Raw genomic sequence first — 14756 nt, 5'->3', positions numbered from 1 at the left:
ACCTTACACCCTTTTACCTACCTTAAATGAAAACCCGGGCAATAACCGCATTCTTTTTTACCATAGTTATGCTTGGCTCCATATTTTTGGGCAGCTATACTTTTACCGCTTTTTATCTAATTCTTAGTATTTTATCTCTTTTTGAGTTTTATAAACTGATTAAAAATTCTGGCATTAGGCCACACCGAAATATTGGCTTAGTTGCCGGAGGTTTAATTTTTCTTATGGCTGCAGGCTTACATTATTTAAAATACGATGTAAAATACCTTTTGCTCTGCATTCCCTTAATCTTTTCTGTTTTTATCAGCGAACTTTACAAGAAGAACAAAATTCCTTTTGCCAACATTTCGTACACCTTTGTGGGCTTTGTTTACGTAACCATTCCTTTTTGCTTTTTTCATGCCTTAGGCTTTTTAAAAGACTGGAATAATTACAACTTTCATTTTCCATTGGCCTTTTTGTTAATGCTTTGGGCGAACGATACTGGCGCATACCTTTTCGGGGTAAAGTATGGGAAACGAAAATTATTCGAACGTCATTCGCCTAAAAAAAGCTGGGAAGGTTTCTTTGGAGGAATGTTTACAAGCGTTTTAGTAGCGATTGGTTTATCTTATCTGTTTATCGAAAATCAGGTTATGGTTTGGGCCGGAATGGCTGTTTTAATTGCATCGTTTGGCACGCTTGGAGATTTGGTAGAATCGATGCTTAAGCGCAGTTTGGATACCAAAGACAGTGGCGGTTTGTTGCCAGGCCATGGTGGATTGCTTGATCGCTTCGATGGTTTATTGCTGGCCGCCCCCGTTGTTTATGCTTATCTGTATTTGATATTGTATTAGGATCGATATTTTTATGGGCAGACAAATCTACCATATAAGACATTTAAGAGCAACCGACTTAGTTTAGTTTTTCTTCAAAGTCCTTTTATTTCTTATATGGCGAGAATTTTTCATAAAAATTTGGATGATGAAGATGCAAAATTCTGTCGTATTATACTTTTAATGCTATTTAATCACTTGAACGGGCTTTTTATTTTCATCAATAGCAACAAAAGTGAAATCTCCGTGAACGGCTAGTTCTCTACCTTCAGCATACATTTGCTCAATGTAAATCTCTACATTTACCTTTAAACTGGTATTGCCTACATGGCTAACCTTTCCAATTAGCTCTACAATAGTTCCTGCTGGGATGGGTTTCTTAAAATCGATTCTATCACTGCTTACGGTAACCATAATCTGCCTGCTAAAACGCGTTGCCGTAATAAAGGCAACTTCGTCCATCATGTGCATGGCCGTTCCACCAAAAAGTGTATCGTAATGATTTGTCGTATTTGGAAAAACAGCTTTAAAAATGCTTGTTTTTGAATTGGATATTCTTTCTTCTAGGGTCATAATGATTTTTAAAAACATAGCCACGGAAACGCAGATTTTCACGGAATTAATCTTTTTTAGCTTAGTGCTCCTTTCCATTTCTTCCGTTATTTCGTGCCTCCGTGGCAAAAGTATTAATTTATTTCTTGCTCAGCAGTTAAAACAGCTTCAGACTTGCGCATTTCTTTTGCGGCCTCGACCATTTCAATTAACGCTTTTTTGGTTTCGTCCCATCCACGGGTTTTTAGGCCACAATCAGGATTTACCCAAAGTTGCTCGCTTGGAATAACCGCTTTGGCTTTCTTTAGCAAATGAACCATTTCTTCTCTTTTTGGAACTCTTGGCGAATGGATATCGTAAACGCCGGGGCCAATCTCATTTGGATATTTAAAATCAGCAAAAGCATCCAATAACTCCATTTGCGAACGCGAAGTTTCTATTGTAATTACATCAGCATCCATATCTGCAATGTTCTGGATAATATCGTTAAACTCCGAATAACACATGTGCGTGTGAATCTGCGTTTCATCTTGAATGCCACTTGCAGAAATTTTAAAGGCTTTAACGGCCCAATTCAAATAATTTTGCCAATCTGCTTTTCGTAATGGCAGGCCCTCTCTAATTGCAGGTTCATCGATCTGAATAATCTTTATCCCAGCATTTTCTAAATCGCAAACTTCATCACGAATGGCCAAGGCAATTTGGGTGCAGGTTACTGATCGGGGCTGATCATTTCGAACAAAAGACCACTGCAAAATCGTAACGGGCCCTGTTAACATGCCTTTTATGTATTTTGAAGTTAAGGATTGCGCATAGGCTGTCCATTTAACGGTCATGGCTTCTGGCCTTGAAACATCACCAAAAGTTATAGGTGGTTTAACGCAGCGGGAACCATAACTCTGCACCCATCCATTTTTCGAAAAGGCGAAACCGTTTAACAGTTCACCGAAATATTCTACCATGTCGTTTCGTTCAAATTCGCCATGAACCAAAACATCCAAATCGATTTCCTCTTGCCATTTCACCGCTTTAGCTGTTTCTTCGGCAATTAAGGTATTGTATTCATCTAATGTGTACGTTCCATTTTTAAACTTTGCCCTCCAGCTTCTTACTTCTGCTGTTTGTGGGAAAGAGCCAATAGTTGTTGTAGCATAGGCTGGAAGATTTAACGATTGCTGTTTAATTTTTCTTGATGCAAAAGAACTTAAACGCTCGGCATCTTCGTCTTTTAAAGCCAAAACTCTTTGCTTAACTTGTTGATTGTGAATTAAATCAGAACTTTTGCGGTTGCCTATTGCGATTTTGTTTTCTTCGAGCTTTTGCAGGGTAGATGCAGGGCTTTCTTTTGTGGCGAGTTTTTTAAGAATTACAGTTTCGGCAACTTTTTGTTTGGCAAATGCCAACCACTGCTTTATTTCTGATGATAAATCTTGCTCATTGGTTTCGTTGGTTAAATCTACAGGAGAATGGATTAAAGAACAAGAAGGCGCAATCCACACCCGATCTGAACCGAGTTTTTCAACGGCTTGATCAATGATGGATAAAGATTTTTCGAAATCGTTTTTCCAGATGTTTCTTCCATCTACCAAACCCAAAGAAAGAGTGGTTTTTTCATTAAGAGCCGATAGAACATCATTCAATTGTGTTTCTGATCTTACCAAATCTATATGCAAAACATTTATCGGAAGCGAAGTTGCTAAAGCTAAATTATTGCCCAATCCTTCAAAATAGGTGGCCAAAACAATTTTTAATCTCGGGAAAGCTTTTCTAATTTCCTTGTAAACAAATTCGTATGCTTTCTTTGCTTTTTCGTCTAAATCAAGTGTTAGAAAAGGCTCATCAAACTGAACATATTCAACATCAAGCGCATCCAAACGAGAAAGAATATCCAAATAAACCGGAAGCAGATTTTTAATTAAATCAATCTTATCGAAACCTGTCTCCTTTTCCTTTCCCAATAAAAGATAAGAAACAGGGCCGATTAAAACAGGTTTGGTTATAATGCCAAGCTGTTTTGCCTCATAAAATTCGTCCACAATTTTGGTTGAAAAAAGTTTGAATGGCTGATCTTTATAAAACTCTGGTACAATGTAATGGTAATTGGTATCAAACCATTTTGTCATTTCCATGGCAACAACATCCAGGCCTTCTTTTTGGTAACCTCTGGCCATTGCGAAGTATAAATCCAGCTCTGAATTTCCTTTCTTCAGGATAACTTCATTGTACCTTTTCGGAATTGCGCCAAAAGTTAAGGAATGATCCAGTACATGATCATAAAAGGAAAAATCGTTTGATGGAATAACATCAATTCCAGCTTCCTTTTGCATCAGCCAGTTTTCGTGACGGATGTTTTTGCCCACTTGGAGTACGTTTTTGTACCCGGTTTTATCTGCCCAATAATTTTCGCAGATTTTCTTTAATTCTCGGTGGCTACCAATTCGCGGATAGCCAAGATTTTGCGTTAGCATTTCTTTTAAAGATTAAGTAAATAAATCGTTTAAAAGCCCTCTGTGCAATATTTTACAATGTTTCTGTTAAAAAATAAGTGGAAAGGAATGGGCACGATAAATCGGCGCATCAGCATAAAAGCTTATCGCAATTTTAATAAAACGGTTAATTTTATTGTTGAACCTATCAGACCTGACCAATTGCCTTAGAACGCGAAAGCACCGTCAATTCAATAATGGCAGGTCTCCTGACTTATCCCCAGTTTTATCGCCTTCCCATTCCGAAATTCGGAACAGTGGCCTAATTGATAAAACTGTTGTCTTTTTTGTTGAAGACAAGATTTACAGTTGCGCGACAGCTCGTGATTTGCACACGATTCCCTTTTAATCCAGATTTTACACCCGGAACCTATATTGGTTGATGAAAAAATAAAGTTAAGAACTTACATCAATGGCAAATGTATGGATTAGGATTTAGAATTTTTTCGATTTATACTCATTTGCCTTAAAACGGCACCCAAAACATATCAAACTACTTGTAACAAATTTAATTCAGGGCATTTTTGGATGTGATTCTATATTATATTTGATTTATCCAACAAACAAATCCCCCGTTATGATAAAAAACTACTTTAAAAAGCTGTGTCTTGCCTTTTTAATTGTAAGCAGTAGTGCTGCGGTTGCACAGGAAATCCCTACACCAAAATCGCACTTTGGCTTTAACATTGGCGATGACTATCAACTGGCAACCTATACGCAAACCGAAGCTTATTTTAAGAAACTTGCAGAGGCATCCAATCGTGTTAAGCTGGTTGATATTGGTAAAACCGAAGAAGGCAGAAGTCAATATATGCTAATTGTTTCTTCGCCAGAAAACTTAAAAAAACTAGATCGTTACAAAGAGATTTCGCAACAGCTTGCTCATGCAGAAATATCGCCAGAAAAAGCAAAAGCTTTGGCGCAAGAAGGTAAAGCTGTGGTTTGGATTGATGGAGGTTTACATGCTACTGAAACCGTTGGCGCCCATCAGCTCATTCAAACCATTTATGAATTTGTTTCGAGAAAAGATCCAGAAACGATGCGTATTCTGGATAATGTAATCATTCTGTTTACCCATGCTAATCCTGATGGGCAGGAGTTGGTAAGCAATTGGTACATGAGGGATAAAGACCCTAAAAAAAGAACTTTAAGCGGTTTACCGAGACTTTATGAAAAATACGCCGGCCATGATAATAACAGAGATTTCTTTATGCTTAATCTTAAAGAAACACAAAACATTGGGCGCCAGCTATTTGTAGAGTGGATTCCGCAGATTATGTATAATCATCATCAAGCTGGTCCTGCAGGAACTGTTGTTGCAGGCCCACCCTATCGCGATCCGTTTAATTATGTTTTCGACCCTACAATTTTAACCAGCTTGGATGCTGTAGGCGCCGCAATGCACAACAGAATGAATGTGGAAAATAAACCGGGATATACTCAAAGGGGCGGATCTGTATATTCTACATGGTACAACGGAGGGCTTCGTACTACAACATATTTTCATAATATGGTTGGTCTATTAACGGAGATTATTGGGAGCCCCACACCTTCCGATATCCCATTAGTGCCTTCTAGATTGTTGCCAAGTGGCGATTCTCCAAACCCAATTACACCAAGAAAATGGTATTTTAAAAATTCGATTGACTATTCAGTATCCTTAAATTATGCTGTTTTGGGTTATGCACAACGCTATCACGATGAATTGTTGTATAACATTTATCAAATGGGCAAAAACTCAATAGATAGAGGAAATAAGGATAATTGGTCATTCTCGCCTAAAAAAATAGAAGCAATTAACGAAGCGGCCAAGAATGAAAAAGGTGCAACGGTTGCTGGCGGAGAATCTGATTTTGGAGCCCGCAGACAGATTAGTATGAAAGCTTATGATACTGTAATGAAAGCGCCAATTAATCGCGATGCCAGAGGTTATATTCTTTCTGTAGATCAGCCCGACTTTAATACAGCGGTTAAATTTTTAAATGCGTTAATCAGAACAGGAATTGTTGTAGAAAAAGCTTCTGCCGATTTTACGGTTGAAGGAAAGAAATATCCTGCCGGAAGTTATGTTGTAAAAACCGATCAGGCTTTTAGACCGCACGTGTTGGATATGTTTGAGCCACAAGATCATCCAAACGATTTTAAATATCCTGGTGGCCCGCCAGTTGCGCCATACGATGCTGCAGGTTGGACGTTAGCTTATTTAATGAATGTTAAATTTGATCGCATTTTAAATGATTTTTCTGGGCCGTTTAAAAAACTGCCTATCGGAGAACTTCTGGCACCTTCAAATAAAGTCCCATTGGGCAAAGGATTTGTTTTAAGCTCTAAGCAAAATGATTCTTATAAAGCCGTTAACGATTTACTGAAGGCAAATCTTGCTGTGGTTCGCGATGAGAAATCAGGAGATTTTTATGTAAAATCTTCAGCTAAAGCGGTAGAGGTTTTGCAGAAAGCAAATGTAAATGCCCAAATCGGGGCCGAACCCAAACGTAAAGTTGCGGTAAATAATGCTCGCATTGCGTTATGGGATACTTATGGTGGTTCGATGCCTTCTGGCTGGGTTCGTTTTATAATGGAACAATACCATTATGCAATTGATGTTGTTTATCCTCAGGATATTGATGCAGGAAATCTGAAATCTAAATACGATGTAATTGTATTTGTTGGCGGGGCAATTCCGGCTCTTCAGGCGCAAGGTGCAGGCGGTAGAAATTTTGGTCCAAAAGCAGAGGAAATTCCCGAAGAATACAGAAAACAATTGGGAAGAATCACATCAGATAAATCAATTCCAGAATTGAAGAAATTTTTAGAAGACGGCGGAAAGATTGTAACGATGGGAACAAGCACCAATTTAGCATATCAGCTTGGCCTACCTGTAAAAAATGCCATTGTTGAGCTTGTTGATGGTAAAGACAAAAAACTTCCTGATGAAAAATATTATATTCCTGGAAGTGTTTTACAAACAGAAATTGATGAAAGCAAATCTGCAAACTGGGGCTTAGATAAACTTACCGATGTTTACTTTGATGAAAGCCCGGTTTTTAAATTGGATAAAGACTCAAAATCTACTTATAAAATTGAACCATTAATGTGGTTTAATTCTGCTTCTCCGTTAAGAAGCGGATGGGCTTGGGGGCAGGCTTATTTAAAAGATGGAATTACAAGTTTTCAAAGCCAAATTGGAAAAGGAACACTTTACGCCTTCGGACCAGAAATTACATTCCGAGCGCAAACTCATGGAACATTTAAACTGCTGTTTAATCAGCTGTATAGATAGAAGGATATTGGTGTCAAAATAATAAAAAGGGCAGTTTTCAATAGAAAATTGCCCTTTTTATTAGGTTTTTAAATCAGTTATCTATTATTAAAAATCTGTAGTTCATTTCCATGCAGATAAAAAACCTTATTTGTAATATAATCTATTTGATAAACAGGCTTGTTGTTTAAGAAAATTAATTTATCGGTTTCATCACCGTTATCTTTAAGAACCCTTATTAATAATTTGTCATTATTTTCACCTTTAGTAAAATAATATGCATTAGAAGGTGTTGAAGCAAATGCATTGTATCTTGGTCCGCCGAAAGCTTGAAGAAGTGCGGCGCCTGATGCAAGGGCATTTGTAGAGTTATATTGATTTACGCCCTTTTTAAATGTTTGTTTACCAGATTCGCCCAAACCTGTTAAAGATTGAGCAATGCCTTTATCCATATTCATTAAACCGGCAGTTGCTTGATAAGCTGCGGCCGCTGCCAAAACTCCTGATCCCACGTTTGCAAGCTGTCTCATAAACCCTCCAGGTTCTTTAAAATACTTTTGTTTAATAATGTTGCCAGAAATATCAGTGATGAAATATTCAAATGGCCCACTAAAAAAGTAAGAATTAGGTTTAATATCTACTACGTTAAAGCTATCGCCATCGTCTTTAAGTTTAACTTTTAAAGGCTTTGGTTTCTCAGCTGATTTTTCAGGATTGATGATATAATATTTTTCTCCGTCAAGAATTAGGATGTTTTGATGCAATGCATCATAAGCAAGTTTTGCTTTTTCGTCTAGACTAAGTTTCCAAACAGGTTTCTTCTGATCTTTAACGTAATAACCTAAATAACTTTTATACGCAATAACATAACCTGTTTTATAATCATAGCGATCATAATCAACATCATCACTAACATCTTCTATTACAACAGGTTTTTTCCAAAGCTTTTTACCGGTCTGGTCTACAAGCATTTGCTCGTTTTTATAAGAAATTAAATAACCTTCATTTGTTTTTTGAATATCCTGAATTCTTTTTTCATCAAAATCTTTTTTGAATTTTTTCTGCCCATTTGCATAGCTGTATAAATTTCCACCTGCTGTACTGGCCACAAAAAATTCATCCCCAAAATCAGCAGTCCATTTATATCTGTCTTCTAACTTCAATTCATATTTGGTTTTGCCTGTCTGTGGGTCAATCGCTGTCATTTCCTTTCCCAAAGCCTCAAGTTTATTTAAGTTTAAGGTCATCGAATTAGTAACCATAGACATCATGCTTCCACCTTTATCAACTACCATTAAACAACTCTCATCATTATTGAAAAAAGCCTGTCCAGGATTAATATTAAGATCCCACATAACGGTGCCATCTGCCCCATTAATTGAAATAAGGTGTTTATCGGCCTTATAAATGAAATTACCATTTTTGCTTACAATAGTTTTGAAACTGCCTGTGGTAAATGGGTTTTCTGGAATAGCACCTTTAACGGCATCTTTCAGCATACTTGTTGTGCCAATTTTTGCTTTCCATTTTAATTCTGTTTTGTTTAAATCTACACAGAAAAGATATTGAACACCATCTGATGCGCCTTCGAGTAATACTACACCAATCGGCAACATTGTGTCGTACTTCTTTAGCCTTTTAATATTGTCTTTGGTTTTATCTATGATTAGTTTACCGGATCTTACATCAACTAAATTATCGTTTATTATAGCGTAAGGTGTTAGTGCAACTTCGAAAAAATCTTCTGGAGTATCATCGGTTAAGTTAGAAAGTTTTTGGTACAGCGCTCTATCAACTTTCCATATTGTCCTATTTGTATTAGGATCAATACCGTAATAGGATTCGTTGGTTACAGCGATTGGAATACCCGTAATTTGATGAATATTGATCTCCTGAATATGATTTTTTAAATCAATAATATGATCTGGCTGGCGCTGAGCGAAAGCACCAAAATACATCCCTGACAGCGTCAAGAATGTGAAAAGCGTTTTTTTCATAATTGAATTGAATGGTTTGCAATTGCATTTGCAAAATGATGCCGAAAATTTAAAATTCAACAACCATCTAAAAATCAGTTATTTAAAAATGCATTGGGTTTTGTGCATGTAGAGCTATTTTCCCTATTTGAGAAAATGCTTGCTCGGTTTGGGGTGTTGGACGCTGGCAAATGTGTTTTTACTTTGAGTTTACTCAGCATTATAAATATCCACGTAATTTTACTTTATGAAAGTAGAAATCTGGTCGGACGTAATGTGTCCGTTTTGCTATATTGGGAAAAGACATTTTGAACAGGCAATTGAAAAACTTCCGTTCAAAAACGAAATTGAAGTCGATTGGAAAAGCTATCAGCTGAATCCAGAATATCACAATACAAATAACGAAACTGTTTACGAATATCTATCAAGAAGTAAGGGAATGCCTATTGAACAGGCAAAACAAATGACCAAGCAGGTTGTAGATATGGCAGAAAATGCAGGTTTAACAATCGATTTTGACAAAAACATTCCAGCGAATACCTTTAATGCCCACCGTCTGATTCATTTGGCTTCAAAACACAATCTGCAGGATCTGGCCGAAGAAAAATTATTCGAAGCTCATTTTGTAAAGAGCAGAAATATAGGCGAGACTTCGGTTTTGGTTGATGTAGCCGTAGAAATTGGTCTTGACAAAGCAGAGGCTGAGGAAGTATTAAATAGTGATCAATTTGCTGAAGCTGTAAGATATGATGTTTACGAAAGCCAAAACTTGGGCATTCGTGGTGTGCCTTATTTTGTTATGGATCGTAAATATGGTGTTTCTGGAGCACAGCCCGTTCAGGCTTTTACAGATGCCTTAACACAAAGTTTTACGGAGTGGAAAGAGGCTCAACCGAAAACCACCATAACATCTTTAAATAAAAATGATGATGCAATTTGTGACGAAAATGGTTGTGAGATATAGTGTTGATTAAACACCATATTCGTCATTGCGAGGTACGAAGCAATCTATTTAGTAGGGGATTGCTTCGTGCCTCGCAATGACGACGACTTAGTATTTTAGCTTAGTTCCAGCCACCACCTAAAGCATGGTAAACATTTACCACTGCATTTAACTGTTGTTTCTTAGTTTCAATAAGCTCTAATTTTGACTGTAAGGCATCGCGTTGTGTCATTAACACTTCAAAATAATCGGCTCTGGTTGATTTGAACAAATCATTAGCGATATCTATAGATTGCGTTAATGCTTGAACTTGTTTGTATTTTAAATCGTAGCTTTTTTGCAGGTTGCTAATGTTTGATAACTGATTTGCTACTTCCATATATCCATTTAAAATGCTTTTCTCATAGTTAAATACGGCTTGCAATTGTTTTGCATTAGCCGTAAGATATTCAGCTTTAATTGCATTTTTATTGATCAGTGGTCCGGCCAAATCTCCAGCTAAAGAGTAAGCTAAGGATTCTGGAGTTCTTAACAGATAAGACGGATTAAACGCCTGATAACCCAATGTAGCCGAAATACCCAAAGATGGATAAAATTGAGCTTTTGCTACTTTAACATCCAATTTTGAGGCCGCAAGATCATATTCGGCCTGTTTAATATCTGGGCGATTGGCCAACAGCTGTGCTGGAATACCAGCCTGAATGGTTGGTGGAACCAAATCGGTAAAACTCGTTTTATCTCTAACAATAGGCTGTGGATAGCGGCCAAGCAAGAAATTGATTTTGTTTTCAGATTCTGTAATCTGTTGCTGAATATCGAACTCTAAACTTTTAGAACTCAAAACCTCTGCCTCAAATTTACGTACCGCAAGCTCGGTAACTCTGGTTGCCTGCTTTTGAATCTTCATTAATTCTAGTGCATTACTTTGCAGGGCAATATTCTTTTTAACAATTTCCAGTTGATTATCCTGAGCCAATAGTTCGTAATAAGTATTTGCAATTTCGGCTACCAGATTGGTAACGACGAAATTTTTACCTTCTACGGTAGATAAATAACGTGTTAACGCCGCTTTTTTTGCATTCCGTAATTTATGCCAAATGTCTGCCTCCCAGTTTGCCTGAAGTCCAAATCCGTAATCAGGCAAAACATCGGGCACTTCTTTTCCTGGCGTTATATCGGTTGATGCATCACCCGCACCACTGCTGGTGTAACGGCCTACCTTTTCAAATCCTGCCCCAACTCTATAACCTACACTTGGTAAAAGCTCTCCCTTTCTTGCTCTAATCTCGTTTTTCGCAATTTCAATTTCCTGTAGGGTAATGTTTAACTCTTGATTGTTTTTTAATGCAGTATCGATTAAGCTAACCAAATTTGGATCAGTAAAAAACTGACGCCATTGTACTTTCCCGCTACTTAAAGTATCTACTGAAGTGTTATAACTTCCGGGTACATTTTTGTTTTCGATTCTTTGTGCCACCTGTGGTACTTTACAAGCGGTATAGGCTAAGCAGATTAAAACGAATCCAAGGCCTTTATATATATTTTTCTTAAACATTGTCTTCAATTTCTTCGGTTAATGGATGTTCTTCTTCAATTTTGATCAGTTTATGTCTGGCCGCTATGGTTCCGAAAACATAATACAATCCTGGAATAACAAGTACTCCGAAAATGGTTCCGAAAAGCATACCGCCTGCAGCTGCAGAACCAATAGTTCTATTTCCAATTTTACCTGGGCCAGTAGCAATCATCAAGGGAATTAAACCTGCAATAAAAGCAAAGGATGTCATTAAAATTGGGCGGAAACGTACACTTGCGCCTTCCATTGCCGCTTTTAAAACCGTTGCTCCCTGCGCATGCCGTTGTGTAGCAAATTCTACAATTAAAACTGCATTTTTACCAAGCAACCCGATGAGCATGACCATTGCAACTTGTGCATAAATGTTGTTTTCCAAACCTAAAAGTTTTAAAAATAGGAATGCTCCAAAAATACCCACGGGTAAAGAAAGGATTACGGATAAGGGTAAAATAAAGCTTTCGTATTGAGCCGCAAGTACTAAATAAACGAAGCCTAAACAGATTAGAAAGATATAAATTGCTTCATTACCTCTTGATACCTCATCTTTTGAAATACCCGCCCAATCTATACCGAAACCTCTTGGCAAGGTTTTCTTTGCCACTTCTGTAATTGCAGCAATGGCTTCACCAGAACTGTAGCCTGGTGCAGATTGCCCACTAATTTCGGAAGCATTATACATGTTGTGTCTTGTAATTTCCGAAAGGCCGTAAACTTTTTCCATTTTCATAAAGGCAGAAAAAGGAACCATTTCGTCTTTATCGTTTTTAACTGATAATTTCAGAATATCTTCTGGCAGAGCACGATACTGTGGCAACGCCTGAACCATCACTTTGTACTGACGATCGTATTTTATAAAACTCGTTTCGTAATTACTCCCAACAAAAGTAGAAAGCGTATTCATTGCATTATCAATCGTTATGCCTTTTTGTTGCGCAATGTCATTGTCAATCTTCAGCATATATTGTGGGAAACTAGCACTGTAGAAGGTAAATACTGATGATAGTTCTTTGCGTTTGTTAAGCTCCCTAACAAAATCATTGGCAACAGTTTCCATTTTTTTATAATCGCCACTACCGGCTTTGTCCAATAAGCGAAGCTCGAAACCGCCCGCTGCTCCATAACCTGGAACTGCCGGTGGCTGGAAAAATTCTATAGTTGCACCTGGAATAGATTTCGATTTCTCTTCAAGTTCTTCAATGATATCAAGTGCAGAGCTTTTACGTTCGCTCCAGTCTTTAAGATTAATTAAGCATGTTCCGGAGTTTGAACCTGTACCTTCTGTTAAAATTTCGTAACCCGCCAATGATGATACTGATTTTACACCATCAATATCTTCGCATATTTTCTGAAGTTTTTCTGCAACTTGGTCAGTACGTTCTAAGGTAGAACCTGGAGGCGTTTGAATAATGGCATAAACCATACCTTGATCTTCGTTTGGAATAAAGCCCGACGGTACACTGCCGCTTAATCCCCAAATACCTAAACAGAATACAATTAGCACCCCAAACGTTAATAACCTGCGACTAACAACTTTGGTTAAAACGACTTCGTACTTACCCGAAAGCTTTGCAAAACCATTGTTAAATCGATCTAAGAACAAATCGACAAATGATTTTTTCTTAGCATGCCCATGGTTGTTTTTTAGCATAATTGCGCATAGAGCAGGCGTAAGTGTTAATGCTACAATACCGGAAAGGATAATTGCAGTAGCCATTGTGATGGAAAACTGACGGTAGAAAATCCCTACAGGACCGGACATAAAGGCTACTGGAATAAATACCGAAGCCATTAAAAAGGTAATGGCTATAATAGCACCGCTAATTTCCTTCATTGCCTCCTGTGTGGCTCTTAAAACCGACATTTTTCTATTGTGCTCCATTTTTGCGTGGACGGCCTCGATAACTACAATCGCATCATCTACCACAACCCCTATGGCGAGTACCAAAGCAAACAATGTGATTAAGTTAAGCGTAATCCCAAAAAACGACATGAATACAAAGGTTCCGATAAGCGAAACAGGTACTGCAATTGCCGGGATTACCGTAGAACGCCAATCGCCAAGGAATAGAAATACAACCAGGCCTACTAGAATAAATGCTTCAACAAGGGTGTGAATAACCTTTTCGATTGAAGCATCAAGGAACTTGGAAACATCGTAACTCACTTCGTAATCTAGGCCTTTGGGGAAAGAGCTGGTTTTAATTTCGGCCATTTTAGCCTTAACATCTTTAATTACCTGGCTAGCATTACTTCCATAAGATTGTTTTAACACAATTGCTGCAGATGCTTTTCCGTTCAAGGTAGAGTACAGGTTATAAGCGGCGGCACTAAAATCAACATCGGCCACATCCTTCAAGCGTAACATCTCGCCGTTGGCATTTGCCCTTAGCACAATGTTGCCATACTCTTCTTTGGTATTGTAGCGACCAGAATATTTTAAAACGTACTCAAAAGCCTGAGATCTTTGTCCCGAACTCTCACCTGTTTTGCCTGGCGAGGCTTCCAGACTTTGCTCATCCAGCGCTTTCATCACTTCATCAACAGAAATTTTATAAGCCTGCATCCGATCGGGTTTTAGCCAGATACGCATTGCATAATCCCTATCGCCCAAAATATCGGCGAAACCTACCCCATCTACCCTTTTCAATTCGGAAAGCAAATTGATATCGGCAAAATTATACAGGAAGTTCTGGTTCATTTTGGGGTCCTTGCTATACAAGTTAATGTACATCAACATGTTGGATTCCTCCCGGGTGATTTTTACTCCCTCGCGAACAACTAAAGGCGGAAGTTTATTTGTTACTGCGGCTACGCGGTTTTGAACATTTAACGAGGCCTGATTTGGATCGGTACCTAAGTTAAATACAACCTGAATGCTTGCTTCACCATCATTACCTGCATCAGAGGCGATATATTTCATTCCCGGAACGCCGTTTAAGGCACGCTCCAGAGGAATTACAACAGATTTAATTAAGAGCTCGTTATTTGCCCCTGGGTATTCTGCCGTAATATTTACTTTAGGTGGCGAAATAGATGGGAATTGTGTTACGGGCAGGTAGTTTATTGCCAGCACGCCTAAAAACACAATTACTAAAGATATAACGATAGAAAGGACGGGCCTTTGTATGAATTTACTAAACATAAAATAA

General features: G+C 37.9%; 8 protein-coding genes and 1 riboswitch. Of the genes, 3 read left to right on the top strand and 5 right to left on the bottom strand.

Going from position 1 to position 14756, the window contains the following annotated elements; all coding sequences use genetic code 11:
* The first annotated feature begins 26 nt into the window (after positions 1–26).
* Positions 27–836, top strand: coding sequence for a phosphatidate cytidylyltransferase (locus DF947_RS06405; RefSeq protein ID WP_109928872.1), 810 nt, complete (start codon positions 27–29; stop codon positions 834–836).
* 165 nt (positions 837–1001) lie between these two features.
* On the opposite strand, the gene DF947_RS06400 is transcribed toward DF947_RS06405, so the two are convergent.
* Positions 1002–1388 (bottom strand): acyl-CoA thioesterase, encoded by a 387-nt coding sequence (locus tag DF947_RS06400; RefSeq protein ID WP_109929206.1) that lies wholly within the window; start codon positions 1386–1388, stop codon positions 1002–1004.
* 113 nt (positions 1389–1501) lie between these two features.
* A complete protein-coding gene (metE, locus tag DF947_RS06395) occupies positions 1502–3835 on the bottom strand; it encodes a 5-methyltetrahydropteroyltriglutamate--homocysteine S-methyltransferase (RefSeq protein WP_109928871.1) in 2334 nt (777 codons plus the stop codon).
* 200 nt (positions 3836–4035) lie between these two features.
* Positions 4036–4242: riboswitch (cobalamin riboswitch) on the bottom strand.
* A 188-nt stretch (positions 4243–4430) separates the two neighbouring features.
* Here metE and DF947_RS06390 point away from each other — a divergent pair.
* Positions 4431–7133, top strand: a complete 2703-nt coding sequence (locus tag DF947_RS06390; RefSeq protein WP_109928870.1) for a M14 family metallopeptidase — start codon at positions 4431–4433, stop codon at positions 7131–7133.
* A gap of 77 nt (positions 7134–7210) precedes the next feature.
* On the opposite strand, the gene DF947_RS06385 is transcribed toward DF947_RS06390, so the two are convergent.
* Complete coding sequence (locus DF947_RS06385) at positions 7211–9109, bottom strand: hypothetical protein (RefSeq protein WP_109928869.1); 1899 nt, start codon at positions 9107–9109, stop codon at positions 7211–7213.
* A 226-nt stretch (positions 9110–9335) separates the two neighbouring features.
* Here DF947_RS06385 and DF947_RS06380 point away from each other — a divergent pair, with 226 nt between their 5' ends.
* A complete protein-coding gene (locus DF947_RS06380; protein WP_109928868.1) occupies positions 9336–10052 on the top strand; it encodes a DsbA family oxidoreductase in 717 nt (238 codons plus the stop codon).
* A 100-nt stretch (positions 10053–10152) separates the two neighbouring features.
* Here the strand turns inward: DF947_RS06380 and DF947_RS06375 are convergent, their stop codons facing one another.
* Together DF947_RS06375 and DF947_RS06370 are read right to left on the bottom strand one after the other, a co-directional pair.
* Positions 10153–11586: a TolC family protein gene (locus DF947_RS06375; protein WP_109928867.1), complete on the bottom strand. Its 1434-nt coding sequence runs from the start codon at positions 11584–11586 to the stop codon at positions 10153–10155.
* Positions 11579–14749, bottom strand: coding sequence for an efflux RND transporter permease subunit (locus tag DF947_RS06370; protein WP_109928866.1), 3171 nt, complete (start codon positions 14747–14749; stop codon positions 11579–11581). The genes DF947_RS06375 and DF947_RS06370 overlap by 8 nt, the downstream gene beginning before the upstream one ends.
* Between the last annotated feature and the right edge of the window lie 7 nt (positions 14750–14756).

Source organism: Pedobacter paludis (assembly GCF_003173575.1).
Classification (GTDB): Bacteria; Bacteroidota; Bacteroidia; order Sphingobacteriales; family Sphingobacteriaceae; genus Pedobacter; species Pedobacter paludis.
The sequence above is the reverse complement of the archived record's forward strand: the minus strand, read 5'-3'. Positions and strand labels throughout refer to the sequence as shown.